We start from the raw sequence: 26,104 nt of genomic DNA, 5'->3' as shown, positions 1-26,104 counted from the left end.
GCCGCGGCGGCGGTGACTGCCGAGATGCTGATCGGTCCCCCGTTCCGCGTCCTGAGTCATTTCGCGATCCAGAGCAACATCGCAGTCGCGCTGGTCCTCACGTTCTCGGCCCGCAGAGCCTGGGCCACCCGCCGTCCCGTGCCCGCGGCGCTGACCGGAGCGGTCGTGCTCTACGTCACGATGAGCGCCGTGGTCTACCACCTGTTCCTGACCGAGACCTCCCCGCCGTTCTCGATCACGGGCGCCCCCGGCACCCACCACCTGTGGCAGTCGGTGGCCGGCCACCTCCTGCACACGGCAGTCCCGATCGCGGCCCTCCTGGACTGGCTCCTGCTGACCGCCCCCGCCCACCTGCACCTGCGCCAGGCCCCCGCTTGGCTGCTCTACCCACTGGCCTACCTGGCCTTCTCCCTCACCCGCGGCGAACTGCTCCCCTCAGGCGCGGCAGACCGCTACCTCTACCCGTTCCTCGACGTCGCCCGGCACGGCTACAAACACGTCCTGGCCAACGCTCTCCTCCTGGGCCTGTCCTTCTATGCCCTGGCCATCCTCCTCGTGGCCGTCGACCACGCCCGCCCGAACCCGATCCGCCGCCGCACGAAAACCGGATTTCGTCTCCGGCCACCAGTGGGCTAAAGTAAACGTCGTCGCCGCGACAAGCAGTGACACCGGGGTGTAGCGCAGCTTGGCAGCGCGCTTCGTTCGGGACGAAGAGGTCGTGGGTTCAAATCCCGCCACCCCGACAGCCGAAACACCAGGTGAGGCACCTAGGAAAGTTCCTAGGTGCCTCACCTGTTTTCGTCTGCGTGTCTATCTGCGTGACTACCGCTCCGGACCCCGCTTGAAGATGCCGTCCATGACCACCGCGCCGGTCTGGATCACGGGCCGGATCTGCTTCCGAGGCCTCCTCAGTCACGGCCGTTCCGGAAGTGGCCGACGAGCCGGGAGATCTCCTCCAGCGGGACGCCACGGTCGGAGAACAGGGACACGAAGCTGTGCCGGAGCTCCCGAGGCGTCCAGTCGTCGGCGTTGATCCCTTCGACGTCCTTGAGCGCCTGGCGGAAGGGACCCGGAAGTCCCGCCGCACGCTCGTTCTGCCGGCGCGCTGCGTCGAGGTCCTCTGGCAGCACTTCGAAGATCAGGGGTGGGAGCGGCTGGCCGGACCGCGTCATGTCACTTTCCCTGATCACCACCTTGTTGAAGAGGCTCAGTCGTCAGCCCGGCGATCCCGGGAGTTTCTCTGCGGGGGCGGCCCTCGAGAGGCGGGTCCCCAATGGTGCCCCGAACGGGCGATCGCCCGGCCGCGCCTGCCGTCGTTCCCGATTGACGGGTCGTCACCTTTTTATGTGTCGTTGAACCCGGCACCTCGAACCTCCAAGGAGAGGCCCATGTTCCGACTCTCACGCCTGGCGGCCATTGTCACCGCGACAGCCACGGGAGCCGCAGCTCTCACCCTGCTGGGGACAGGCACCACATCGGCGGCGGTCGCGCCGCCCCTGTCCGACGCGCGCGTCGTGGCGCACTACACCTTCAACAACGAAATTCAGCAGACACCGGAAAACATCGTCCTCGAACCCGACGGCACCGCGGACATGACGTTTTCCCTCAGTCGGCAGGTCGTCCACGTCACCAACCGCGGGGCCTCCTACACGGTTCGCGCGACTCTGCCCGCCGTGTCGGAGCCACACACCCCCATCCTCGGCCAGGCCGCAGTCATGGGAATCGCGCGCGCCAGCGACGGCACCCTGTACGTCAACTACGCCACCGGAACGAGCGAGACCGGCATCTGGCGCATCACTCCCGGCTGCCTGCCCGTCCAGATCGCGCACCTTCCGAATCCGACCAACGCGCTCCCCAACGGCCTCGCCCTCGACGAGAAGCGCCATGTGCTCTACGTGGCCGACACGGTGGGCGGAGTCGTCTGGCGCGTCCCGCAGGCGGGCGGCACACCCAGGGTCTGGGCGTCAGGGGCCGCGCTCCAGCCATCCCCCGGTGCCAGCCTCCCCGCCGGCCCCAACGGCCTCAGGGTCCACAACGGCGCCGTGTGGGTGTCGAACACCACCCAGGGGACACTTCTGCGAATTCCGGCTCTCCGCGACGGGTCCGCCGGCAAGATCCAGACCAGGGCGACCGGACTCAACTGGATCGACGACTTCGCATTCACCGGGAACGGCAACACGGTTCTCGCCGCGCTGGTCGCAGGGAACGACACAAGCACCCCACCAAACGGCGACACCGGCAGCGTGGTACTCGTGTACCCGAACGGCGCCCACAAGACGGTCCTCACTCACCAGGACGGGCTGAACACTCCGTCTTCCGTGGCCGTGTCCCCCCAGGGACGGCTGGGCAAGACTGTCTACGTACTGAGCGCGGCCTACTTCAGCAGCCCGCCGGATCCGAACCTCCTGCGCGCCCGCCTCAACTACTGACCTTCGACGCTTCAAGGTGATGGTGGTGGAAGGTGGAGGGAGGGGCGGGCCCCGGCGATAAAGCCGTCGAGGACGTCGGGGCCGTACTGGGCCCATTCGGGTCGGTTGGGCACGAACGCGGCGAGGTGGTCGAGGCCGATGCATGAGCGTTCTCGGCTGACGAAATGCCCGTTCCTGACCAGCTCAGGATGGTTGTCTGCTCCACCCTGGGCGGAGGAGGCACAGTTCAGCCCTGGATGATCAAGGTGTCTGAAGCCGTTGATCACTACCCGGGCCGTGTCATGACGTCATCCCTGATGACCTTGTCAAGGGGGCGTTGATATCTGACATCAGCGGCTGACACCAACAGCGGCGAGCAGAGCCGGGCGGGAGTGGTTCCCGGCGGTCATGACACCGGCACCAGGGCTGGCTTCCCCCAGCCACCGGGGCTCCCGTGATCGACCCGATAAGGATGAGCACAGACCTCGAAGCCTGTACCCACCGCGGATGCCGGGCCGACCCGATGGACGTCACCCTGTCTCTGCTTCGGCTATGACGACCCCACCGACCAGGTGGCTGACCTCGCACACATCAGTCCCATGCATTGAAGAGCACCCCGCCCAACGTGGTGATGCCGTAGAAGCGAACTTCACGGCGGTGCGGGCGGCTGCGTACAGAGCGCTTCGGAAAGTCCGCAGGTCGGTTTCGGGGAGTGGACCGTCCTTCGGGCGGTAAGAACCTGTCGCGCCCCGTGGCAGGCTGAAGCCCGTGTTCTCATCGTCGACCATGCGGCCATCTTGCCGCTGCCTCTGAGCGGCGCCGAGGGCTTACCGGCGGGGTGGTGACAAGCGTGCCCTCCCGTGCACGGTCGAGTGGGAAGCCGCGGGGAACACCGGGCAATCGCGGTACGTGGACATGCCGACGGCCCCCGACCAAACACCCGGGTCAGGGGCCGTTCTCGCAGCTCGTCGAGCGGAGGTGGTGGGATTTAGCACGGAGCGTTCACTCCCACCAATCGTTGCCGCTGTGCCAGCGCCGTACCCACTCCTCGAAGCCCCATGCCTGGTCGCCGGGCGCAGGGATGGCGCCGACGTCGGCGACCATCCACACCTCGCCGCGGCGGGGACCGGCGGTCAGCAGGAGCCAGAACGACTGCCCGTCTTCGGACCCGAGAACGATGGACCCTTTGCTGAATACGGCGTCGATCCGCGGGTCCGGGGCCTCGGGGTCGACGCTCTCGTCGTCCTCCCAGTTCCAGGCCGCCCCCAGGGGGAAGGGCTCCCCTGGCTGCCGTGGGCCGAGGCCGGGCCACGTGTCGGGCAGCCAGCCGAGCGGCTGGAGACCGCCGTCGCCGGCGGGGCCTAGGCTGGACCCATTGCTGATCTCCGCGACAAAGGTCCTGTACGGCTCCGGAAGGACCGCGCGGTTCTCCTCCTCCCACTGTGCGACGGCATCATGGCCGAGCGCTGGTTCGCGCCATTCCGGCGGAAACGCAGAGTGCAGGAAGTTGAGAGTGGCTTCGGCAGGACGCTGATCATGTGTGGCTGTCACGGCAGCATGCTGGCAGAAGGGGCTGACAACCGATCGCGGCCCCACCCCGCAGCTGTGCCGCCCGAAGCCATGCACATCGAACAGGGCCGGACTGAGGAGCCGCCCGAAGTGGTGAACGTCTGCTGTCCATTCTCACGGACAGAGCCAACCGACCTCACGTGATTTCGGTCCACGGGCCGGTGGTCTCGTCTTTTGGAATCCAGAGCAGTGGTTGTCCCGTGCGGCAGAGCTCGTCCGCTCCCTCTTCCCAGGGGAACCGCCCGGCCTTGTCCGGCCAGAACAGCTGCGTGATGGGCAGTGGCGGGGTCTGGTAGAAGTCGATGCCCGCGCCGAAGAAGTCGTGGTACCAGCTCGGATGCACGGGCCGGACGGCCACGTCATAGCCGTTGAGGACGTCTCCTCGGCGCTGGTCGGGCTCGAGTGGGTTGCCGTTCCGTATCGCCGCCCCAGCGGCGTTCGCCACGCGCATCGCGGTCTGCGATGGCAGGCCGAACACGCTCACCTCGGGACTACGCAGTGTGTGCCAGAGACCGATGGAGTATCCCCAATCGCCGGGGGCGTCACCGCCGGCCACGCCCATGACGTGCCAGCCGAAGTCCGCGACACTCTTGGCTATGCGGCTGTCGCGCTCCTCCCACACCGGGCCGCCCCATTCCGTCGGGGCGCAGAGGAGGCAAAAGCAAGGGGCGTCGTCCATCCGAGGAGAGTAGACCTGCTCGCACACGGGGCCGTCTCCCGGGGTGGCGTCCAGCAGCGAAGTACCGCAACCCCAGCGGCCACCCCCGACCGGTAGCGCCCCTCCGGGGCCGTGAAGCGACGGGAATGACTGTCGCTGACCGATCCACAGAGAGCTACGGATCAGCGGATCTCTGACGTCCACGGCTGACGTCAACGAGCCGGACCGAGGCGTACACCAACGTCTCTGTCCGGCCGTCGCAGCAGTTGCCGACAGCAGTCGGAGCGGGCCCGGATCGAACTCCTGAAGCGGGGGTCGCGTCTACCTTCGGCGCCGGACGTGCCAACCCACGACCAACCGGATGAGGATGGCGGCCACGAAGACCGGTAGACGCGTTGCCCAAGCGGCTCTGAGATCTGGCTGCCTGTCGATCAAGAGGCGCCCGGCAGACAACTGGTGCGCGGCTTCTCGGAATTCGCCCGGCGGGGCAGCACCCGCAACTCCGCTCGCCCTCGTCCCTTGCTCGTGGGAGCCTGAATGCCCGTTCGCCGAGCCGTGCCCAAAATCGCGGCGGTTGCGCTCTTCACCACGCTGCTCGTCACCGGATGCTCCGGCAGTGGACTCTCCGTGGCCAAGCAGGAGAAGTCCCCTCCTCCGAGCGCACAGGAGCGGGCCTACTACAAGTGCTTGGAGAAGAACGGCCTCACCTTGGAGACGCGGGACGACGGCCAGCTCCGCGTGGACAAGGACAAGAACGACGACGCGTCCATGGTCAGCGCCGAGTGAGGGTCGGCTCGGAGCACAGCAGGGGCCTGATCCGCGAGAGAGGATCGAGCCCCTGAGTGGTTTCCGGGCGTCACTCGCTCTCAGGAGCAGAGATTCACGTGCCGGACGGCCAGGACGTGTCCCGCCGCGTCGATGAGGCGGCTGCGGGCGAGGTGTCCGCCGGCCACCGCGTTGGTGATCGCCGTGGCGATCGAGGAGGTCTGGGAGCTGACATTGCCTTTCAGGTCGAACATGACCATGTCGGCACCGGAGCGCAGGGCCTGGACGGCGGCGGCCGGCACGCTGAAGCCGGCGGCGGAGATCGCCTTGGCGCTGAGCGAGTCGGTGACCACCAGCCCCTTGAAGCCCATCTTGCCGCGCAGTTCGGAGCTGATGGCGGTGGGTGACAGGCTCGCCGGGTTGGTGCCCAGGCCCGGCACGATGTTGTTGGAGATCATGATGGCCGGGGCACCGGCCTTGATGGCCGCCGTGAACGGCGGTATGCCCACCTTCTGCAGGGTGGACCAGGGCAGGGTGTGGGCGGGGCCGAAGTCGGAGTTGTAGTTGGAGCCGCCCAGGCCCGGGAAGTGCTTGACGACGGGTATCACGTTTCCGGCGCGCATCCCGTTCATGTACGCGACACCGGCCTTGGAGACCACCGAGGTGTTGCCGCTGAAGGACCGCCATCCGTCGGGGTTGGTCTTGCTGGGGGCCACGTTCCTGCCGTCGACGTCGACCACGGGGGCGAGGTTCATGTTCACCTGGGCGGCCGCCATCTTGGTGGCGACCTTCGTGACGTTCTGCTGGATCTGGGCCGGGGTCCAGTGCGCGCCCATGTACGCCGCCCAGGGCAGGGACCCGACCAGGTTCGCCATGCGCTGGATGCCGCCGCCCTCCTCGTCGGTCATCACCAGCAGGCCGAGGTGGCCGGGCACATGGGACTTCAGTGCGGTCAGCCTGGATCCGAGGTCGGACGGCGCCTTGCTGCCGAACAGCACCACACCGCCCGCGCCGGCGCTCACCTCGGACGTGGCGTCGGACACCGAGGTCTCCGACACCGGGACGGCGATGGTCAGCATGGCCAGCCGGCGGTTCGACCACCCGGCCAGCTTCGTGCTGTTGGTGCACGCGGTGGCGGTGGCGGTGGCGGTGAGGTCCGGAGCGAGGGAGTGATGGGAGGGGGAAGGCGCGGCAGGCGGGGTGAGGGAGACGCCGGGGCCGCTGGAGTGCGGGGTCGCCTTGGGGGCGCCCGTGCCACAGCCTGCCAGGAGCACCGCCGCCACGGCGGCAGCGCTGCTCAGTCTGCGCGTGGCCGTGGCCCGGCCGAGGGTCCGCCGGGGGGCGGTCGCGCTTCTGCGGTCACGGTACGACGAGGGATTCATCGCCCGGCCTCCTTTCGGAAGACGCGACGGTTCCCGTCGCGCTGAGGGCCGTATGAGCATGAGGTGGGCTCCATGAAGCGTGAGATGCGCTACGGCCCGCATTTGTTCGCTGGTCCGCGGGCGACGTCTCACCAGGATCCCGCGGTTCGGAGTCGGCCGGAAGTCCAGCCGACGTGAGTGGGCACCGCTCGGGACCTGCCTTCGAGTCGGCCGTCCGCGGAACGGGCCGGGATCCCCGGCGCCGGCACGTCCCGAGCGCTCCCGCAGGTTCACAGGCTCAGTGGGACTGACGCGGCGACGCCGCCCAGGCCGAGGGCCACGGTGGCTTCGGGCCAGCCGCCCCTGCCCCAGCGGAAGAAGCGGTCGACGGCGAGTCGACCCGGGCCGATGGCCGCGACGGCCAGGGCGACCACGGCGATGCAGACGTTGTACTCCACCCCGCCGTCCGTGTCCCACAGGCCGTGGCTGCCGGTGACCGTCGCCATGGCGTTGATCATCACGCCGATGAGAGCGGCGGCGGCCAGAGGGGTGAGCAGTCCCAGGGCCAGGCCGAGGCCGCCGAGGAACTCGGATCCGCCGCCGATCACCGCGAAGACCTTTCCCGGGCGGAAACCGAGGTTCTCGAAATACCGACCGGTCGCTGTCAGGCCACCGCCGCCGAAGAGGCCGAACAGTTTCTGCGCGCCGTGCCCGGCCATCAGCAGTCCGAAGGTCAGTCTGATGAGCAGAAGACCGCAGTCGGTGGCGGATGCGAGGGGAGCCGGAGGGCTGTGCGCGGCGGCTTCCGTCTCATGCGCGGGACGGCACAGGATGCGCTTCGTAACCATGTGAATGCTCCGGTAGGAACGCCGAGACACCCGGAACAGGGGTCACCCCCGTCTCGGGCGTAGCCGGGACACCGGTCGGCGGCGAACTCCACGCGTCTCGTGGAGCGCGCCCCACCCCTACCGATACTTTCGCAGCCATCGTGGTCGTGCATCTGGGCACCGCCGTACGGGGCGGGATCCCGCGGGTGCGGCACATGGCGAAGGGCCGGCTCGGGAGGGTTCCTCCCGAGCCGGCCCTTCGCCTCTCCGACCGCGAAATCCGTCTCCGGACGCGGATCAGAAGGAGATGACGGCGCCGACCTGGTGGTACTGGCCGAGCGTGCCCAGGGCGGTGCCCACGGCCCCGGCCGTGGCGGCCTGGGCCTGGCCCAGGACGTCCTGGTCGCTGATCACCGTGGGACCGGCGATGACGCTGGCGTGCGGGCTCAGGCCGCCGGCGACGTCGTCGAGCTCGGCGTCGGAGATCTCGGCGGTCTGGATCTGGGGAGCGGAGTTCATTTCGGAACTTCCCTTCGCATGGGTGTGGCACAAGGGGCGGTCCCGCTGGGGACGGCGAGCCGCCGCGACCGCAGGCGTGCGGCATCCGTTTCCGGAAGCCTTCGCTCCACCTGCGGCGCCATGGATCAAACCACGGAGTGCGCCGGGCATCTATTCAACGGGCGCTCCCGCCAGGTCCGTTGAACTTCCCGGTAACCCAACTGTGAGGGCGCGGGCACGAAGGGGGAGCAACTTCTCTACATGCTTTACGACATCCTGAAGTGACTGTTGTTGCCACAGTGGGCCCGAACGGGACACTCCACGCCAACAGCGCACCGACCGGCAGACCTCCCTGCCCACTCACCGTCACCCGTGCCTCCGTTGCGCAATCGCCGTGAAGATTCGCGGGAGCCGGCCTTTCCTTACCGATTCGATATTTTTCGGATTTCCCAGAGAAGTCCCATCCGTCCGGCGCCCTGCGACGTATCCAGTAGAGACATGTTCCAGAAGAAGGGACAGGACGAAGAGAGAGGAACACCATGGCGATCTTCAAGGATCTCTTCCCCGCCAGCCGTCGCGACCACGGCGACCATGGTGACCACGGCGACCACGGCGACCACGGCGACCACGGCGACCACGGTCACGGATCGGGGCACGGCGACAGGGGCCGTCGGCATGGTTCGCGGCACGGGGATCACCACGGCTACTGACAAGAAACCGACAGAGCCGAGCGGACCGGCGGTTGAGGGAGCCGGTCCGCTCCGTCGGCATGTCTGGCCGCATGCCCGGCGCCACCTCCGGCTGCGTTGTCGGTCGCATGTCCGCCGGCCTGCCCTCGGGCTGCTGCGCGGGCTGCTGTCGGTCGGTGCGGATTCGGACGCCGTGGTCGCGGCCGCTCCACCGTTGTCCCCCCGTGAGGTGTTCCGGCGGTTCTGGCCGTACACGCGCGGGCGGCGGGGGCGGCTCGTACCGCTCGCGCTGTTCAGTGTGATCGGGCCGCTCGTCGACGGCGGAGAGCTGTGGCTCTTCAAGGCCGTGGTGGACGAGGTGCTCGTCCCGAGGGACCTGACGCCGTTCCTTTGGATCGCCCCGGCCTATCTGGGGCTCATCGTCGTCTCCGGGATCCTGGGGTTCGCCGACGACGTGTTGTCGGCGTACGTCAGCGAGAGCTTCCTGGTGGCTTTGCGCTCGGACGTCTTCCGGCACGTCCAGGGACTGTCGCTGGGGTTCTTCGAGCGACGGCGGCTCGGGGACCTGCTGTCCCGGGTCACCGGTGACGTGGACTCCGTCGAGACGTTCCTGCTGTCCGGCGTCGCGGACGTGCTGTACTACCTGATCCAGCTGGGCGTCTTCCTGGGTCTCCTCTTCTACCTCCGCTGGGACCTCACCCTCCTCGCGCTCGTCATCGTGCCGCTGTTCTGGGGCGCCGCCCGGCACTTCTCCCGGCTGATCAAGGACGCGTCCCGGGAGCGCAGGCGCCGCAGCGGTTCGCTCACCGCGGTCGCCGAGGAGTCGCTGGGCAACGTGGCCCTGGTCCAGGCGTACAACCGGCAGGCCTGGGAGGGCCGCCGCTTCGAACGCGAGAACCTGGGCAAGTTCCACGCCGCGATGGCGTCGGCCCGGATCCGCGCCGTCTACCGGCCGCTCGTCGAACTCATCGAGGTGTGCGGCGCCCTGGCGGTCATCGGGCTGGGCACCTGGAAGCTGGCCCAGGGCCAGCTCACGCTGGGCGGCCTGCTGGTCTTCCTGGCGCTGATCGGCAGGCTCTACGGCCCGGTCCGCGACCTGTCCCGGCTCGGCACCACCTTCTACTCCGCCTCCGCCTCCGCCGAGCGGATCGCCGAACTGCTCGACCAGCGCCCCCAGGTCACCGAGGCCGCCGATGCCCGGCCCATCCGCCGGGCGCGGGGCGAGATCGAGTTCGACGCGGTGTCCTTCCGCTACCCCGGCACCACCCGCCCGGCGCTGTCCGGCGTGTCCTTCCACGTCTCCCCCGGCGAGACCCTGGCGCTGGTCGGCGCCAGCGGGGCCGGGAAGTCCACGGTCGCCAAGCTGCAACTGCGCTTCTACGACCCCGACCTCGGCGCCGTACGCCTCGACGGGACCGATCTGCGCCGCCTGGACCTGACCGACGTACGCGAGAGTGTCGCGGTGGTCCTCCAGGAGACGCTCGTCCTGCACGGCACGGTACGGGAGAACATCGCCTACGGCCGGCCCGACGCCACGGAGGCCGAGATCGTGGCGGCGGCGCGCGCCGCCGACGCCGACGGGTTCATCCGGCTGCTGCCGGACGGGTACGAGACGGTGGTCGGCCAGCGCGGACGGACGCTGTCCGGCGGGCAGCGCCAGCGCCTGGCGATCGCCCGCGCGATGATCAGGGACGCACCCGTGCTGCTCCTGGACGAACCCACCACGGGCCTCGACGCCGAGTCCGGTCACCGGATCATGGACCCGCTGCGCCGTCTCATGGCCGGCCGGACGACCGTGGTCATCTCGCACAATCTGCTCACCGTCCGCGACGCGACGCGAGTGGTGGTGCTCGACCACGGCCGGGTCGTCGAGTCCGGCACCCACGACGAGCTGCTCCTGCACCACGGGGCCTACGCCCGGCTCCACCTGCTGCACGCCACGGCCGGGCCCGCGGGGAACACGACCGTTCCCGGGCAGATCCCGGCCGGTCCGGACGGACCGGGCGGGAACGGATCGGGGAGGCTGCGGCCATGACCGAGGCCCGGGTGCGTCCGGTCGGCGCCGCCCCGCCGCTGAGGCCGGGCACCCGGCCGGCCCCCGGATACGTGCTGCTCGGGCACCTGGCACGCACCACCTGGCTGGATCTGTACGACTCCTGGAGCGAGGAACGGGACTGCCGGTGCGTGATCAAGGTGCTGCGCCCGGACTGCCGCGACGACGCGGAGGTGGCCGAACGGCTGCTGCGGGAGGGCCGGTGGCTGTGCGACTTCACCCACCCGCACCTGGTCCGGGGGTACGAGGTCTTCGCATCGCCCGGGCCGCTCGTCGTCCTGGAGACGCTGAGCGGGGAGACGCTGTCCCGCCTCGTCCAGCGGTTGAAGCGGCGGCCGGCCGCCATCGACGTGGCCGTGCTCGGGGCGCAGCTGTGCTCCGCGGTCCACTATCTGCACGGCCGTGGTCTGCTGCACCTGGACCTCAAGCCGTCCAACGTCGTGGTGGAACGCGGCCACGCCAAGGTGCTCGACCTCAGCCTGGCCCGCCCGCCCGGTTCGGCCCCGCCCGGGATCGGCACCTTCTCCTATCTCGCCCCCGAGCAGGCACGCGGCGACCCGCTGACGGCCGCGACCGACGTCTGGGGCATCGGCGCCACTCTGTACGAGGCGGCCTGCGGCAACGCCCCCTTCGACGTGGGGGACGAAGGAGCGGGCGACCGCGCCCCGCCCCACGGGTCTGACGGGTCGGACTCTTCCCACGGCGACGAGGACCGGTACCCGCAGCTGGAGGGGAGCGCTCCGCCGGTCGCGGCGCGGCGGCGGCTGCCGCGCACGCTCGCCGCGGGCATCGACGGCTGTCTGCGGGCGGACCCGTCGGCGCGGCCCACGGTCGCGGAGCTGGCGTCGTCCCTGCGCGCGCTGCTCCCAGATCGCGCATGAGGTCTGCGGACCTGGGGCCCCCCGCGTCGAGGCCCTCCTCCGCCTTGCAGCCGCACGCACCAGACCCCGCTCCCTGATCCGGCCTGATCCAAAAGAAAGTGCCAGGCCCCGCGAGCCCGGCATGATCCGAACGAGAGGCGCCAGGTCTCAGGTCTCCGCGCCGGCGGTGAAGTGGGTGGTGGCCAGCACGGTGCCGTCGGGCGCGGTCAACCGGGCGCCGGAGAGCGCCCCGCGGTCGGCGCCGGGCGGGGTGGGGGATCCCCACGAGCCCTGGCCCTTGTGCAGGCTGAAGCTGCCGACCCGGACCGTGCTCCCGTCCCTGTGCACCAGGAGGCAGGAGACCTTGCCGCTGTAGGGGGTGCCCGACCCGGCGAGGTCGACGGTCATGAAGATCCAGCCCGGGGGGCCCGCGTGGGCGTAGACCTCGCCGACCGGTTTTCCCGCCTGGGCCCGGGCGGACATCAACCCGCCCCAGAGCATGCCCGTGTCCCGGTTCGCGACGGACGATGCGGGGCCGGCCACGGTGTCCTCGATCGCCGTACCGACCGACCAGCCGCCGAATCCGATGGCCAGGACGAGCGCGGTGGCGACGGCCGCGATCCTCGGCCGTATGCGCCGGACGAGCCGGCCCGGGTGGTGCGCGCGGCCGGGCATCCGGCGTTGCGTACGTCCCTCGTGGGCCGCCGCGGCCTGCGTCAGCATCTGGGCCGCCCGGGTCTCGAACCCGACCGGCGGCTCGCTGCCCGGCAGCAGTCCGATCAGCCGGTCGCCGACCTGGGTCAGCTGCCGCACGTGCTCCCGGCAGTCCGCGCACCGCTCGAGATGCGCGACGGCGCCGGCCCGCTCGCGTGCGGGCAGCACACCGAGAGCGAGCTCGGCGCCGATCTCGCGCAGCTTGTCGCAGGACACGTCAGTGGACATGGTCGTCGCCTCGGCGGTCGGACTCGAGCGTGTTGCGCAGCTTTCCCATCGCCGCTCGGACGCGTGTCTTGGCAGTGCCCAGCGGGATGCGCTCCCGCTCGGCGATCTGCTGGGCGGTCATGCCGTAGATGCCCGCCATCACCAGCGCCCGGCCCTGTTCGCGTGGCAGCTCCGCCACGGCGGCCCGGAGCCGGGTCGAGGCCTCGTCGGCCAGTGCGTGCTGCTCAGGCGTCTCGCTGACGACGCCCAGCATCGCGTCCAGGTCCTCGGGCGCCACCGGCTCCGGCCGCCGTGACCGGACGGCGTCGATGGCGAGGTTGTGGGCGATGGTGGTCAGCCAGGTCGTGACCGACCCGCGCCGCGAGTCGTAGATCTGCGCATGACGCCACGCCCGCTCGAACGTCTGCTGGGCGATGTCCTCCGCGAGCTGCGGGTCCCCGGTGACGGCGATCGCGACGCCGAAGACCCGGTGCTGGAACCTTCTCACGAAACTGACCGCGAGCTCAGGGTCACCGAGAGCCAGCCCGGACAGCAGAGCCTCGTCCGGGAGGCGGCCCACGGTGAACCGGAATCTCGACACATCCCTATATACGGGACGGAACCGCCTCGGGATTTCCCGGCTGATTCGGAATCCCATATTCCGATTCTCCTCCGGGCCCCCGCTCGTGCACGCCGTGTCGGCACGGGCCGCCCACGCCGCCGGAGTGCGCCCACCGGGCCCGCCGTCGGTCTGCGTCGACGGGGACCACCCGTCAGAGTGCGTCGGCCAGGCGGTCGACCTGGTCGGGGTCGAGGCCGTAGCAGTAGAGCACGACCTCGTCGGCGCCCAGGTCTCCGTAGGCCGTGACGGCTTCGCGGATGGCCCGCGGGGTGGTGAGCATGCCGGAGACCATGCGGTCGGGCATTCCGGTGAAGGTGTAGTACGCGTGCATGGCGGCCCGTGCGTCGTCGACGACCTGCCGTGGGCCCAGGGCGGCGTTCACCTGGGCGACGAGGCGTGGGGCGCCCGCGCGGCCGTACTCCTCCCACTGCCTGCGCACCGTGTCGAAGAGGCCGCCCGCCCAGGACGGCGGCGCGGCGGCGAGGAAGCCGTCGCCCCAGCGGGCCACGCGCTCCAGTGCCACGGGCTTGAAGCCGCCGAAGAGAACCTCGGGACCGCCGGGGCGGAACGCGGCCGGGCCGACGGGTCCGACGCCGTCGCCGTACGGTTCGCCGGACCACAGGCGGCGCAGCACCGGCATCTGTTCGTCCAGGCGGCGGCCCCGGGTGCGGATGTCGACGCCCGCCACCCGGTGGTCGTCCTCCCGGCCGCCGATACCGAGGCCGAGGACCAGCCGGCCGCCGGTCATCCGGTCCAGGGTGGCCGTCTGCTTGGCGAGCAGGGCGGTGTCCCGCAGCGGGGCCAGCAGCACCTCGGTCTGGACGCGGATCCGGGACGTGGCCCCGGCCAGGACGGCGAGGGCGACCAGCGGTTCGGGGTTGTCGTACACGAGCCGGTCGAGCAGGCCGAGGGTGGTGAAGGGGCCGGCCTCGGCGCGCCGTGCCCAGGTGAGCAGGGTGGCCGGGTCGCCGATGGGAAGACCGATTCCGACGTTCATGAAGAGCCTCCGCGAAGCATGGAGAAGGACAGGCCGACAAGGACTGCTGCCGCCCTCTCCTGCACCTCGCGCGATGGCACGGCGAGGTGGGACGCTCCCGCTCTGCGGCGTACTTCCGGGGAGGTCTCTTCGAAGTGCCGCCAGTCTAGGTCGCGTTCGGCCGCGGCTGCGAAGGGTTTTCCCGCCCGTTCCAGGTCTCGGCGCGCGGGTCGGTCCGGGCGCCCGCGGCCCGGCGGTCGAGGACCTGCCCTTCAGCAGGACGGCTTGGGTATCGGGGGTCATGGGGGGCGCCAGTGGAACCACCTGTCCCGGTGCGGCAGTCTGTCCCCTCGTGGGGAGCGTTCCGAATCAGGGTGGTGCGCCGGGTGCCATGGGCGGCGCGCACATGGTGGTGTGCGGTGACGACGGGCTGGCGCACCGCCTGGCCGCCGAGCTGCGCGGTGTGTACAGCGAGCAGGTGACGCTCGTCGTGCCGCCCTCCGAACGCTCGGTACGGCCGCCGGTGGTGGGCCGCGCCCGCACGGCGTCGGCGTTGCTGGACCGCGTGGTGAACGCGGCCGTGAGCCGGGCCGGCGGCAACGGCGGCGGACCCGGCAACGGCGGCGGTGAGGGCGGTCAATCACCCGGCGCCGACCGGGTGTTGGAGGCCGCCGAGCTGACCGACGCCGTGCTCGCGGAGGCGGGCGTGGAGCGGGCGACCGCGATGGCGCTCGTGTACGACGACGACGAGACCAACATCCGTGCCGCGCTGACCGCGCGCAGACTCAACCCGCGACTGCGGCTCGTGCTGCGCCTGTACAACCGGCGATTGGGTCAGCACATCGAGGAACTCCTCGATCAGGCCGCCGCGTTGGCGACGGGCGACGGTGACACCTGGCTCGGCGCCGACGCCTCCACGACCGTCCTGTCCGACGCCGACACGGCCGCGCCCGCGCTCGCCGCCGGCGCTGTCGCCGGGACCAGCAAGGTGGTGCAGACGGACGGCTTGCTGCTGCGGGCGGTGGAACGGCCGCCGCCCGCTCCGGGTCAGGTCGCCGACCCCGGGCTGTGCACGCTGGCGCTGCTGTCGGCGACGAGCAGCGATCCGGCCGGCGTGGACGGGTCCGAGGGCAGCGGGGAGCAGCGGCCCCGGCTGCTGCCGGACGAGGCGGCGGTACGAAACGCCACCGGACGCGGGACCGTGGTGCTGGAGCAGGTCTCGTACACCGCCGGTCCGGGGCGGGCCGCAGGGCGCGGGGTCGGGGTCGTTCCCCCGCTCACCTCGCTGTTCTCTCGGCGGCTGCGCTGGTCGCTGGCGGGTCTCGTGGGCTGCGTGTTCGCGCTCGCGGTGGCGTTGTGGCTGGTGGCCGGGGTCCGTCCGCTCGGGGCTCTCTACCTGACGCTGCTCGACCTGTTCGCGATCGACGATCCGGCGATCGGGGCGTCGACGGGCCGGCAGGTGCTGCAACTGCTGTCCGGGCTGGTCGGGTTGCTGTTGCTGCCGGTGCTGCTGGCGGCGGTGCTGGAGGCGCTGGGCACGTTCCGGTCGGCGTCCTCGCTGCGCAAGCCGCCGCGCGGGCTCGGCGGGCATGTGGTGCTGCTGGGGCTGGGCAAGATCGGCACCCGGGTGCTGACGCGACTGCGGGAACTGGGGATCCCGGTGGTGTGTGTGGAGTCGGATCCCGAGGCGCGCGGGCTTGCCACGGCACGGCGGCTGCGGGTGCCGGTGGTGCTCGGGGACGTCACCCAGGAGGGCGTGCTGGAGGCCGCGAAGATCCACCGCGCGCATGCGCTGCTCGCGGTGACCAGCGCGGACACCACGAACCTGGAGGCCGTGCTGTACGCCCGGTCCGTGCGGCCCGACCTGCGGGTGGTGCTGCGGCTGTACGACGACGACTTCGCCACGGCGGTGTACCGCACCCTGCGGGCCGCGCATCCGCGCGCCCAGACCCGGAGCCGGAGCGTGTCGCACCTGGCGGCGCCCGCGTTCGCCGGGGCAATGTTCGGGCGGCAGATCCTCGGGGCGATTCCGGTGGAACGGCGGGTGCTGCTGTTCGCGTCCGTGGACGTCGACGGGCATCCGCAGCTGGAGGGCAGGACGGTCGCGGAGGCCTTCCGGGCCGGGTACTGGCGAGTGCTGGCGCTGGACGCGGCCGCCGGTGCGGGCGCGGACGCGGGGACGGGGGAGCAGGGGCGTCGCGAGCCGGCCGCTCAGGAGGCGGCCGAGACCACGGGACGCGCCTCGGGGATGGTCTGGAACCTGCCTCAGACGTACGTCCTGCGCAAGGAGGACCGAGTGGTCCTCGCCGCGACCCGACGCGGCCTGGCGGAGCTGCTGGGGCGGCGATCCCGGGAACGGAGCGGGGCGTAGCCGGTCCCAGGACCGGTGGGACGCGCCCAGCCGATCCCGGGGCCCAAGGGCCCAGCACCAGATCCCGGGAGCGGGGGCCAGCCGGTCCCGAGGCCGTGACCGGAGCAGTCCCGTCCCGCAAGCGGGCCAGTGCCGGTCGGCCCCTGGAACGAGCCGGAGCCAGCCGATCCCGGAATAGGACGGGCCCAACCCTCGGTACGAGCGGGCCGGGGCGAGGTTCGGTGCCGGGAACGGGCGAGGTGAGTCGGTCCCGGGAGCGGGACGAGGCCGGTCGGGGCCGGGCACGAGCCGGGGCGTGGGTTCGCCGGGCTGTCCCCGCGAGCCGTTGCGCCCCGGCCGTGCCGCCCCGGCCGTGCCCCCTACCTCGGCAGGTGGCGCTCGGCGAAGTCGAGCTCCAGGCGGATCTGCTTGATGCGTTCGTCGACGACCAGGGAGCCGTGGCCCGCGTCGTAGCGGTAGACCTCGTGGACGGCGCCGCGGGCCTCGAGGCGTTTGACGTAGTTCTCGATCTGGCGGAGGGGGCAGCGCGGGTCGTTGACGCCGGCGGAGATGTATACCGGGGCCTTGACCTGGTCCACGTAGGTGAGCGGGGAGGACGCCTCGAAGCGTTCGGGGACCTCGTCGGGGGTGCCGCCCAGCAGTGTGCGGTCCATGGCCTTCAGGGCTTCCATCTCGTCGTGGTACGCGGTGACGTAGTCGGCGACCGGGACCGCCGCGATGCCCAGTGTCCACGCGTCCGGCTGGGTGCCCATGCCCAGCAGCGTGAGGTAGCCGCCCCAGGAGCCGCCGGTGAGGATCAGGCGGTCGGGGTCGGCCAGGCCCGAGTCGATCGCCCACTGCCGGACCGCCGCGATGTCCTCCAGTTCGATCAGCCCGACCCGGTGCTTCAGGGCGTCCGTCCAGGCGCGGCCGTAGCCCGTGGAGCCGCGGTAGTTGACGCGGACCACCGCGTAGCCGTGGTCCACCCAGGCGGCCGGGCCCGCGGCGAAGGAGTCGCTGTCGTGCCAGGTGGGGCCGCCGTGGATGTCGAAGACGGTGGGCAGCGGGCCCGTGCTGCCGACCGGCTTCTGGATCAGGGCGTGAATGCGGCCGCCGGGGCCGTCCACCCAGACGTCCTCCACCGGGACCGAGCCCGGGGACCTCATGCCGGGCGGGTCCAGGACGACCCCGCCGTCGGTCGAGCGGACGGCGGACGGCTCGGCCGCCGAGGACCACAGGTACTCCACGCTGCCGTCCGGGCGGGCCGTCGCCCCGGAGACCGTGCCGGGCAGGGTGGGGATCCTCGTCAGTTCGCGCGTCACCGGGTCGTAGCGGAACAGCTCGCTGCGGGCCTCGAAGCTGTGCGCGACGAGCAGGCCGCTGCCGTCCGGATACCACTCGGCGCTCACGTCGCCGGGCAGCTCCAGCGCCAGGTCCGTCTCCTCGCCGGTCGCCACGTCCCACACCAGCGGCTCCCAGCGGCCCCGGCGCTGGTGACCGACGAGCAGCCGGGTGTCGCCGTCGACCGGGGCGAAGCCCAGCACCTCCAGGCCGAGCTCGACCCTCCCGCCCTTGGTGTCGTCCAGCTCGGCGACCGGCGTACCGTCCGGGCGCAGCACGCGCAGCGCCGAGTGCATGGCGTCGCCGTGCTCGGTGTGCTCGATCGCGATCAGCGAGCCGTCGTGGGAGAGGTCGCCGACGCCCGCCGACTCCCGGTGGCGGTAGATCTCCACCGGGTCCTCGCCGGAGCCCACGCGCGCGAGGTGGATCGTCGTACCGTCCTCGTCCGTGGAGCGGCCCACGACCGCCGTACGCCCGTCCCGGCCGAGCGCGAGACCCGCGGGGTAGGACGCCTCCAGGCCGGGCACGGCCGCCTCGTCGGGGCCGCCGGTGAACGGCTGGCGGCGCCAGACGCCGAACTCGTCGCCGTCCTTGTCGTCGAACCACCAGATCCACTCGCCGTCCGGGGAGAGCAGGCCGTCCGTCGTGCCGTTCGGCCGGTCCGTCGCCTGGCGCTGCTCGCCGCTCGCACGGTCCCAGGCGTACAGCTCGTACGTCCCCGTCGCGTTCGACACGAACAGGGAGCGGTCCGGTGCGTCCTCCGCCCAGTCGGGCAGCGACACCCGGGGCGCCCGGAAGCGCTTCTCCCAGTCGGGCATCTCCCCGGCCGGCCCGCGCCGCTCCCGCGTCCCCCGCCGGTCACCCGGACCCCGCTGCTCCTGCCCGTCCTGCCCGTCCCGCCGGTCCTGCGCCCCGGACCCGTTGCTCTCAGTCATGGCCCCATAGTGCCTGGCCGGACCGACAACGCGCCGCTTCCCTCCCCAGCCTGTGGAAACCCGTCCGTGGCAACCTGTGGAAAACTCCGACCCCGCGACCGGCCCCGCGCGGCCGGGGCCGTACCGTTGAGGGCGTGTACCGGTTCCTGCTGACGCCCCGCTGGTGGGGCATCAACGTCTTCGTGTTGCTGGCCATCCCCTTCTGCGTCTTCATGGGGTCCTGGCAGCTCAGCCGGTTCGACGCGCGGGTGCAGGAGCATCGGAGCGCGGACGCGCAGGCCGTCTCGAACCGCACGGAGGCCCCTCGTCCGCTGGCGCAGCTGCTCCCCGTCGACAAGGAGACCTCCGGCAAGCGGGCCACCGTGAGCGGCCGGTACGGCAAGCAGCTGCTTGTCCCCGACCGTGAGCTGGACGGCAAGCAGGGCTACTACGTGCTGACGCTGCTGCGCACCGACTCGGGCAAGGCGCTGCCGGTCGTCCGGGGCTGGCTGCCGGGCGACGCGGACGCCGCCAAGCCCCCTGCGCCCCCCGCGGGCGAGGTCACGGTCACCGGTGCGCTGCAGGCGTCCGAGACGCCCGGTGACAACGGGGTCAGTGCCCAGGGCGGCCTGCCGGCCGGGCAGACCTCGGCGATCAGTGCGGCCTCGCTCGTCAACCTCGTGCCGTACGACGTGTACGACGCGTGGGTGACGCTCGACAAGGCCGACTCCGGGATGAAGGCGGTGCCCGCCAAGGCCCCGGAGAACACCGGGCTGGACCTGAAGGCCTTCCAGAACCTCGGCTACACCGGCGAGTGGTTCGTCTTCGCCGGGTTCGTGGTCTTCATGTGGTTCCGGCTCGTGCGCCGCGAGGTGGAGGCCCTGCGGGACGCGGAGCTGGGGCTGGTGCGCGAGGAGCAGGCCGCCGCGGTGTGACGGCTCGCGGCCGCGCGCCCCTGCGACACGGCCGGCACCTACGACACGGCCAGCACCCCGGTGCGGTAGACCGTTCCCGCACAGGCGTTCGGCACCGTCGCAGAGGCCGCCGGCGAGCCGGCCTCGGGCGTGTGGGAGACCACGACGCTGCCGTCGGCCGTGCCGCCGTCCTCCCGCATGAGCTGGGTGGTGGGGCCGGCCTCGGTGCCGACGCCCGGTGACGTGCCGCCCGTCGCGCCGGCGTCCTGGGTGGGGGACGGATCGGGTGAGGGGCCGCCGGTCTCGGTGCCGCCGGTGTTGGTGCCGCCGCCGCTGGTGGGACAGGTCTCGGACGGCACCCAGGCGAACTTCACCTCGTACGCCGAGCCCGGTGTCAGGACCAGCCCGGTGACCTCGGTGGAGGGGTCGGGAAGGCCGGTGGCCGGGTCGCCCGTGGTGTGCTGCACGACAGTGATCTTGGTGGTGTCGGCGGCGCCCTGCGCGAGCGTGGTCACCGTGCCGGGTCCGCCGACGGTACAGCTGCCCCTGGAGACGTTGCTGATGTGGAAGGTGCCGTAGACGGCCCCGGAGGAGTCCGGCGCGCCGATCGTCGCGGTGGAACCCAGCTGGGAGGCCGTGCACACGGGGGCGCCGGCGTCGGCGGAGGCCGACGGGCTGCCCGTGCCGGTGCCGCCGGTCCCGCTGCCCGGGGTGGCGCTCTTGCCGCTGCCCTTGCGGTCGTCGGGCTTGCCGCTGCTGCCCGTGCCGGGTGCCTTGCCGGTGGAGCCGCCCGCGGTGCTCGACCCGCCGTCGGGGCCCTTGCCCTGGCCGGTGCCGCCCTGGGCCTGCGAGGCCTGTCCGGCGATGGCCGGGTCGACGCCCGAGCCGGCGGCGTCGGAGACGTGCACGAGGGCGGGGATGGCGGTGCCGATGAACAGGGCGGCGGCGGCCATGCCGACCGCGGCCTGCCGCTTGCGGGCCCGTCGTGCCGGCACCGCGTGCCGGAGGTGGTCCAGCGAGCCATCGCGCGGCTCCACGTCCCGGACCGCCTCGTGCAGCATCCTGCGCAGTGCCAGCTCGTCCGAGTCGAGCCCCTCCGGACCCTTTTCGTCTGGGCTGTCGTTCACGTGTCCGTTCCCAGCGTGCGATTGAGTGTCGTTCTGCTCCGGCCGCGTCGGCTCGTGCCATGCGTAGGGCTCATGGCGCTCGTGCGAGTCGCGCCCCTCGGCGTTCTCCCTCATGCCCGCGCCTCCATGGCGAGCCGGAGCGCCGCGATGCCGCGTGAGCCGTACGCCTTCACCGACCCGAGCGATATGCCGAGGGTCTCGGCGACCTGCGCCTCGGTCATGTCCGCGAAGTAGCGCAGCACCAGCACCTCGCGCTGGCGGCGCTGCAGGCCCTTCATCGCCTTGATCAGGGAGTCGCGCTCCAGCTGGTCGTAGGCGCCCTCCTCGGCGCTCGCCATGTCCGGCATCGGCTTGGAGAGCAGCTTCAGGCCGAGGATGCGGCGGCGCAGGGCCGAGCGCGAGAGATTCACGACCGTCTGACGCAGGTAGGCGAGCGTCTTCTCCGGGTCGCGGACCCGCTTGCGGGCGGAGTGGACGCGGATGAAGGCCTCCTGGACGACGTCCTCGCACGAGGCGGTGTCGTCGAGGAGGAGCGCGGCCAGGCCCAGCAGTGAGCGGTAGTGGGCGCGGTAGGTCTCGGTGAGATGGTCGACGGTGGTGCCGGCCGCCACCGTTTCCTCGGCGCCGTCACGCTGGTTCGGTATGCGGGCGGGCCGCGCGGCGGGCATGGGGGCGATCACCGGCATGCCACCGGACGAACCGGCCAAGCCGGACATTCCAGACGCAAGCGGACGGAGCGCCGCGCGGGGCGGCCGCAGGCCACCGCCGGCCGCCACTTGGAAGTCGAGTACCTCTGCCACGCCAGTTGGACACTCTGCCCCCCTCGGGGGTTGTACGTGCCGGGCGTCACTTTCGCGCCGAGTGTGCCGACTGGCGCGACCGACAACGTTCTCGCGTCAGGCAGCACCCCAGCCGATGCCCCACATGCCCTCATGCGTCCCGCTCTTCCCCTATATGTGAAATGACAGCGGGGAGTCCCCACGCCCCGCAGCGTCCCCACGCCCCCGAAGGGCGACCGCAAAGACGCTCCCCGCCCTCCGCGCGGTTGCGGAGGGCGGGGAGGAAAATCTTCGGGTGCCGAGGCAGCACGGATCAAGTGGCCCAAACCATTGGCCCGACCACATTTCTTACACAGATCCTACAAAGGAGCCGGACAGCGGCCGGGGCCACCCTGCCGTAACGGGGCCTCAGTTGGCCTCGGCCGCCAACAGCTCCGCGATCTGCGCGGTGTTGAGGGCCGCGCCCTTGCGCAGGTTGTCGCCGCAGACGAAGAGCTCGAGCGCCGTGGGATCGTCGAGCGCCCGCCGCACCCGGCCCACCCATGTCGGGTCGGTGCCCACCACGTCGGCGGGCGTGGGGAACTCGCCCGCGGCCGGGTCGTCGTACAGCACCACCCCGGGTGCCGTGGCGATGATCTCCCGCGCCTTGTCCACGGTGACCTCGCCCTCGAAGCGGGCGTGCACGGTCAGGGAGTGGGTGGTGACCACCGGGACGCGTACGCAGGTCACGGCGACCGGCAGCTGCGGCAGCCCGAGGATCTTGCGGGACTCGTCCCGCACCTTCATCTCCTCCGACGACCAGCCCTCGTCGCGCGGCGAACCGGCCCACGGCACCACGTTCAGCGCGACCGGCTCCGGGAAGGGGCCGGTGTCATCCCCCACGGCCCGACGTACGTCACCGGGGCTGGTCCCCAGCTCCGTACCCGCGACCAGGGACAGCTGGCGGCGCAGGGTGTCCACGCCGGCGCGGCCGGCCCCGCTCACCGCCTGGTAGGAGGAGACGACCAGTTCGCGCAGCCCGAACTCGGCGTGCAGCGCGCCCAGCGCCACGATCATGGTCAGGGTCGTGCAGTTGGGGCTGGAGACGATCCCGCGCGGACGCCGCCGCGCCGCGTGCGGATTCACCTCGGGCACGACGAGCGGCACGTCCGGGTCCATGCGGAAGGTCCCGGAGTTGTCGACCACGACCGCGCCCTTGGCGGCGGCGACCGGCGCCCACTGGGCGGCGACCTCGTCGGGGACGTCGAACAGGGCGATGTCCACCCCGTCGAAGACCTCCTCGGAGAGCGCGGCCACCTCGACCTCCTCACCGCGCACGGCCAGCTTGCGGCCGGCCGAGCGCGGCGAGGCGACCAGGCGGATGTCACCCCAGATGTCCGCGCGCTGGGACAGGATCTGGAGCAGTACCGTGCCGACGGCCCCGGTCGCCCCCACGACCGCGAGCGTCGGTCGACCGGTCATCGTCGTACGCCTCCGTCACGTCCGTACGAAGGGACGGCGGCCGTCCGCCGCCGGGAGACCCGGCTGGGGACGGTCATCGCCCGGTGCCGCCGTAGACGACGGCCTCGTCACTGTCGGAATCGAGCCCGAAGGCGGTGTGCACGGCGCGCACGGCCTCCGCCACGTCGTCCTTGCGGGTGACCACCGAGATACGGATCTCGGAGGTCGAGATCAGCTCGATGTTCACGCCCGCGTCGGACAGCGCGGTGAAGAAGTCCGCGGTGACCCCGGGGTTGGTCTTCATACCCGCGCCGACCAGCGAGATCTTGCCGATCTGGTCGTCGTAGCGGAGCGAGTCGAAGCCGATGCCGGCGCGGTTCTTCTCCAGGGCGTCGATGGCCTTGCGGCCCTCGGACTTCGGCAGCGTGAACGAGATGTCCGTCAGGCCGGTGGAGGCGGCGGACACGTTCTGCACGACCATGTCGATGTTGATCTCGGCATCGGCGATCGTACGGAAGATGGAGGCGGCCTCGCCCGGCTTGTCGGGCACGCCGACGACCGTGATCTTGGCCTCGGAGGTGTCGTGCGCGACACCGGAGATGATGGCCTGCTCCACCTGCTTGTCCCCTTGCTCGATCGGCTCGCTGCTGACCCACGTGCCCTGCAGTCCGCTGAAGGAGGAGCGGACGTGGATCGGGATGTTGTACCGGCGGGCGTACTCCACACACCGGTGGAGCAGCACCTTCGACCCGGACGAGGCCAGCTCCAGCATGTCCTCGAACGAGATCCAGTCGATCTTCCGGGCCTTCTTCACCACGCGCGGGTCGGCGGTGAACACGCCGTCGACGTCGGTGTAGATCTCGCACACCTCGGCGTCGAGGGCGGCGGCGAGAGCGACCGCCGTGGTGTCCGACCCGCCACGGCCCAGCGTGGTGATGTCCTTCTTGTCCTGGCTGACGCCCTGGAAACCGGCGACGATGGCGATGTTGCCCTCGTCCAGCGCGGTCCGGATACGGCCCGGCGTGACGTCGATGATCCGGGCTTTGTTGTGGACCGAGTCGGTGATGACACCTGCCTGGCTGCCGGTGAACGACTGGGCCTTGTGACCCAGGTTTTTGATCGCCATGGCCAGCAGGGCCATGGAGATCCGCTCTCCGGCGGTCAGCAGCATGTCGAGCTCGCGCCCGGCAGGCATCGGCGAAACCTGCTCGGCGAGATCGATCAACTCGTCCGTCGTGTCGCCCATCGCGGAAACGACCACGACAACGTCGTTGCCGTTCTTCTTCGCTTCCACGATTCGCTTGGCGACGCGCTTGATGCCCTCGGCATCGGCTACGGAGGAGCCTCCGTACTTCTGCACGACAAGGCCCACGTGCGCTCCTCGCTCAGTCCGTGTCTGTCGCACTTGCACAGATGCAGTGCGGTCGGCTCAGTCTATCGAGCGTCCGAATTTCCCCTCTGCGATATCGCATGGTGAGATCCCCGGCGCCCGCTGTTCAGGACGGCTCATGCCCAAGGTGCGGAACGGCACTCCGAACGTGGGCGGGGTCACATCGCGGGAAACGGCGCCGTCCGGGCGGCGTTGCGGCCGCGTACGCCTACTGACGTGCGCGGCGCAGGCCCAGCGGACCGGCGATCTCCTCCGCCATGACCTTGCCCGCCTCGAACTCAAGGGTCTCGTCGCCCACGCCCTGGTCGGTGTCCAGGCCGTCCAGTTCCTCCAGGGGCTGGTTGAGGCGGACGTGATTGACGATGGACTGAAGGGCGCGCAGCGCCGCGGAGGCCGTCGATCCCCAGTTGGAGAAGTAGGAGAACTGCCACCACCACAGGGCCTCGATGGTGCGGCCCGCACGGTAGTGGGCCATGCCGTGGCGCAGGTCGGTGACGACGTCGGCCAGGTCGTCGGAGAGACGGGCCGGGACCGGGGCCCGGCGGGGCTCGTAGGGGTCGAAGACCTCGGAGTAGACGTCGATCGGCTCCAGGAGGCGGGCGAGGTTCTCGCGCAGGATGTCCACGTCCTGCTCCGGCCCGGAGTCGGGCTCGTAGCGCTCGTCGGGGACGATGTCCTCGTGCGCGCCGAGCCGGCCGCCGGCCAGCAGCAGCTGGGAGACCTCCAGCAGGAGGAAGGGCACCGCGGAGTCGGGCTCGTCGCCCTTGGCGACCTCGGTGATCGCGACCAGGAAGCTCTCGATCTGGTCGGCGATCTGGACCGCGAAGTCGTCCGGGTTCTGGCTGGTCGCGTGCAGCGTGGCGTCAGACATCTAGGAGTCGTCTCCCCTCGAAGGCGCGACCGAGGGTCACCTCGTCCGCGTATTCCAGGTCGCCACCCACCGGGAGGCCGCTGGCCAGGCGGGTGACCTTCAGGCCCATGGGCTTGATCATGCGGGCGAGGTACGTCGCCGTCGCCTCACCCTCGAGGTTCGGGTCCGTGGCCAGGATCAGTTCCGTGACCGTGCCGTCCGCGAGGCGGGCCAGGAGTTCCCGAATGCGCAGGTCGTCGGGGCCGACGCCCTCGATCGGGCTGATCGCCCCGCCGAGCACGTGGTAACGGCCGCGGAACTCGCGCGTGCGCTCGATGGCGACGACGTCCTTCGGCTCCTCGACCACGCAGATGACGGACAGGTCGCGGCGGCTGTCACGGCAGATCGCACACAACTCCTCCTGCGCCACGTTGCCGCAGGTCGCGCAGAAGCGGACCTTCGCCTTCACCTCCATCAGGGCCTGGGCGAGCCGCCGTACGTCCGTCGGTTCCGCCTGAAGGATGTGGAAGGCGATCCGCTGCGCGCTCTTGGGACCGACGCCGGGCAGCCGCCCCAGCTCGTCGATGAGGTCCTGGACCACGCCTTCGTACACCGGACCGCCGTCCTTCCTGCCTGTTGCTTCGGTGCTTCGGTACGTACGGTAGTTGTCTGCCGCCGCCTCAGAAAGGCAGTCCGGGAATGCCGCCGCCGAGGCCCTGTGCCAGCGGGCCGAGCTTCTGCTGCTGGAGCGCCTGGGCGTTCTCGTTGGCCGCCTGGACGGCCGCGACGACC

General features: G+C 71.1%; 23 protein-coding genes, 1 tRNA gene and 3 pseudogenes. 9 read left to right on the top strand and 18 right to left on the bottom strand.

What is annotated here, in order from left to right; translation table 11 throughout:
• Together BZY54_RS00255 and BZY54_RS00250 are read left to right on the top strand one after the other, a co-directional pair.
• Window positions 1-636: Pr6Pr family membrane protein (locus tag BZY54_RS00255; protein WP_086722290.1), on the top strand; the 636-nt coding region annotated here is incomplete at its 5' end.
• Window positions 637-669: 33 nt separating this feature from the next.
• A tRNA-Pro gene (locus tag BZY54_RS00250) sits at window positions 670-743 on the top strand.
• A 79-nt stretch (window positions 744-822) separates the two neighbouring features.
• Here the strand turns inward: BZY54_RS00250 and BZY54_RS55220 are convergent.
• Window positions 823-1,067: pseudogene (locus tag BZY54_RS55220) on the bottom strand (site-specific integrase); the annotation flags it as partial.
• Here BZY54_RS55220 and BZY54_RS55795 point away from each other — a divergent pair.
• A pseudogene (locus BZY54_RS55795) lies at window positions 1,068-1,160 on the top strand (site-specific integrase); the annotation flags it as partial.
• A 228-nt stretch (window positions 1,161-1,388) separates the two neighbouring features.
• A complete protein-coding gene (locus BZY54_RS00240) occupies window positions 1,389-2,429 on the top strand; it encodes a hypothetical protein (protein WP_086722289.1) in 1,041 nt (346 codons plus the stop codon).
• A 981-nt stretch (window positions 2,430-3,410) separates the two neighbouring features.
• Here BZY54_RS00240 and BZY54_RS00230 read toward each other — a convergent pair.
• Both BZY54_RS00230 and BZY54_RS00225 read right to left on the bottom strand, forming a co-directional pair.
• Window positions 3,411-3,959, bottom strand: coding sequence for a hypothetical protein (locus BZY54_RS00230; protein ID WP_086722286.1), 549 nt, complete (start codon window positions 3,957-3,959; stop codon window positions 3,411-3,413).
• A 154-nt stretch (window positions 3,960-4,113) separates the two neighbouring features.
• Window positions 4,114-4,656: a DUF4262 domain-containing protein gene (locus BZY54_RS00225; RefSeq protein ID WP_143667961.1), complete on the bottom strand. Its 543-nt coding sequence runs from the start codon at window positions 4,654-4,656 to the stop codon at window positions 4,114-4,116.
• Between the two features lie 516 nt (window positions 4,657-5,172).
• On the opposite strand from BZY54_RS00225, the gene BZY54_RS00220 reads away from it, so the two are divergent.
• A complete protein-coding gene (locus BZY54_RS00220; protein WP_143667960.1) occupies window positions 5,173-5,421 on the top strand; it encodes a hypothetical protein in 249 nt (82 codons plus the stop codon).
• Between the two features lie 80 nt (window positions 5,422-5,501).
• Here the strand turns inward: BZY54_RS00220 and BZY54_RS00215 are convergent, their stop codons facing one another.
• From BZY54_RS00215 to BZY54_RS51490, 4 genes are all read right to left on the bottom strand, one after another.
• Window positions 5,502-6,782 (bottom strand): glycoside hydrolase family 3 N-terminal domain-containing protein, encoded by a 1,281-nt coding sequence (locus BZY54_RS00215; protein WP_086722283.1) that lies wholly within the window; start codon window positions 6,780-6,782, stop codon window positions 5,502-5,504.
• Window positions 6,783-7,051: 269 nt separating this feature from the next.
• Complete coding sequence (locus BZY54_RS00210; protein WP_086722282.1) at window positions 7,052-7,609, bottom strand: DoxX family protein; 558 nt, start codon at window positions 7,607-7,609, stop codon at window positions 7,052-7,054.
• A gap of 276 nt (window positions 7,610-7,885) precedes the next feature.
• Window positions 7,886-8,107, bottom strand: a complete 222-nt coding sequence (locus BZY54_RS00205) for a hypothetical protein (RefSeq protein WP_086722281.1) — start codon at window positions 8,105-8,107, stop codon at window positions 7,886-7,888.
• A gap of 401 nt (window positions 8,108-8,508) precedes the next feature.
• Complete coding sequence (locus BZY54_RS51490) at window positions 8,509-8,730, bottom strand: hypothetical protein (RefSeq protein ID WP_167413918.1); 222 nt, start codon at window positions 8,728-8,730, stop codon at window positions 8,509-8,511.
• A 259-nt stretch (window positions 8,731-8,989) separates the two neighbouring features.
• Between BZY54_RS51490 and BZY54_RS00200 the strand changes: the two genes are divergently transcribed.
• Window positions 8,990-10,810, top strand: coding sequence for an ABC transporter ATP-binding protein (locus BZY54_RS00200; protein WP_244216866.1), 1,821 nt, complete (start codon window positions 8,990-8,992; stop codon window positions 10,808-10,810).
• Window positions 10,807-11,709, top strand: a complete 903-nt coding sequence (locus tag BZY54_RS00195) for a serine/threonine-protein kinase (RefSeq protein WP_086722279.1) — start codon at window positions 10,807-10,809, stop codon at window positions 11,707-11,709. The genes BZY54_RS00200 and BZY54_RS00195 overlap by 4 nt, the downstream gene beginning before the upstream one ends.
• Window positions 11,710-11,856: 147 nt before the next feature.
• Here BZY54_RS00195 and BZY54_RS00190 read toward each other — a convergent pair whose 3' ends face one another.
• The 3 genes from BZY54_RS00190 to BZY54_RS00180 all read right to left on the bottom strand — a co-directional run bounded on the left by BZY54_RS00190 (window position 11,857) and on the right by BZY54_RS00180 (window position 14,228).
• Window positions 11,857-12,630, bottom strand: a complete 774-nt coding sequence (locus BZY54_RS00190) for a hypothetical protein (RefSeq protein WP_086722278.1) — start codon at window positions 12,628-12,630, stop codon at window positions 11,857-11,859.
• A complete protein-coding gene (locus tag BZY54_RS00185) occupies window positions 12,620-13,210 on the bottom strand; it encodes an RNA polymerase sigma factor (RefSeq protein ID WP_086722277.1) in 591 nt (196 codons plus the stop codon). The genes BZY54_RS00190 and BZY54_RS00185 overlap by 11 nt, the downstream gene beginning before the upstream one ends.
• A 172-nt stretch (window positions 13,211-13,382) precedes the next feature.
• Entirely contained in the window at window positions 13,383-14,228 is an 846-nt protein-coding gene (locus tag BZY54_RS00180) for an LLM class flavin-dependent oxidoreductase (protein ID WP_086722276.1), read from the bottom strand.
• Between the two features lie 385 nt (window positions 14,229-14,613).
• On the opposite strand from BZY54_RS00180, the gene BZY54_RS00175 reads away from it, so the two are divergent.
• Complete coding sequence (locus tag BZY54_RS00175) at window positions 14,614-16,578, top strand: NAD-binding protein (RefSeq protein WP_086722288.1); 1,965 nt, start codon at window positions 14,614-14,616, stop codon at window positions 16,576-16,578.
• A 359-nt stretch (window positions 16,579-16,937) separates the two neighbouring features.
• Here the strand turns inward: BZY54_RS00175 and BZY54_RS00170 are convergent, their stop codons facing one another.
• Entirely contained in the window at window positions 16,938-18,833 is a 1,896-nt protein-coding gene (locus tag BZY54_RS00170) for a S9 family peptidase (protein ID WP_167413919.1), read from the bottom strand.
• Between the two features lie 134 nt (window positions 18,834-18,967).
• Here BZY54_RS00170 and BZY54_RS00165 point away from each other — a divergent pair, with 134 nt between their 5' ends.
• Window positions 18,968-19,747 carry an SURF1 family protein gene (locus tag BZY54_RS00165; protein ID WP_086722274.1) on the top strand — a complete coding sequence of 260 codons (780 nt, stop codon included), beginning with the start codon at window positions 18,968-18,970 and terminating at the stop codon, window positions 19,745-19,747.
• Window positions 19,748-19,785: 38 nt separating this feature from the next.
• Here the strand turns inward: BZY54_RS00165 and BZY54_RS00160 are convergent, their stop codons facing one another.
• The 7 genes and pseudogenes from BZY54_RS00160 to BZY54_RS52620 all read right to left on the bottom strand — a co-directional run.
• The gene (locus BZY54_RS00160) at window positions 19,786-20,853 is read right to left on the bottom strand and encodes a hypothetical protein (RefSeq protein WP_425276245.1); all 1,068 of its coding nucleotides are present in this window, start codon (window positions 20,851-20,853) and stop codon (window positions 19,786-19,788) included.
• A gap of 110 nt (window positions 20,854-20,963) precedes the next feature.
• Window positions 20,964-21,539 (bottom strand): SigE family RNA polymerase sigma factor, encoded by a 576-nt coding sequence (locus BZY54_RS00155; protein ID WP_086722272.1) that lies wholly within the window; start codon window positions 21,537-21,539, stop codon window positions 20,964-20,966.
• A 501-nt stretch (window positions 21,540-22,040) separates the two neighbouring features.
• Window positions 22,041-23,093, bottom strand: a complete 1,053-nt coding sequence (locus BZY54_RS00150; protein WP_086722271.1) for an aspartate-semialdehyde dehydrogenase — start codon at window positions 23,091-23,093, stop codon at window positions 22,041-22,043.
• A gap of 73 nt (window positions 23,094-23,166) precedes the next feature.
• Window positions 23,167-24,444: an aspartate kinase gene (locus BZY54_RS00145; RefSeq protein WP_086722270.1), complete on the bottom strand. Its 1,278-nt coding sequence runs from the start codon at window positions 24,442-24,444 to the stop codon at window positions 23,167-23,169.
• Between the two features lie 226 nt (window positions 24,445-24,670).
• Window positions 24,671-25,333: a DUF5063 domain-containing protein gene (locus BZY54_RS00140; RefSeq protein WP_086722269.1), complete on the bottom strand. Its 663-nt coding sequence runs from the start codon at window positions 25,331-25,333 to the stop codon at window positions 24,671-24,673.
• Window positions 25,326-25,925, bottom strand: coding sequence for a recombination mediator RecR (gene recR, locus BZY54_RS00135; RefSeq protein WP_086722268.1), 600 nt, complete (start codon window positions 25,923-25,925; stop codon window positions 25,326-25,328). The genes BZY54_RS00140 and recR overlap by 8 nt, the downstream gene beginning before the upstream one ends.
• A gap of 67 nt (window positions 25,926-25,992) precedes the next feature.
• Window positions 25,993-26,104 (bottom strand): annotated as a pseudogene (locus BZY54_RS52620) (YbaB/EbfC family nucleoid-associated protein); the annotation flags it as partial.

It is taken from the genome of Streptomyces carpinensis, assembly GCF_002154505.1.
Classification (GTDB): Bacteria; Actinomycetota; Actinomycetes; order Streptomycetales; family Streptomycetaceae; genus Streptomyces; species Streptomyces carpinensis.
The sequence above is the reverse complement of the archived record's forward strand: the minus strand, read 5'-3'. Positions and strand labels throughout refer to the sequence as shown.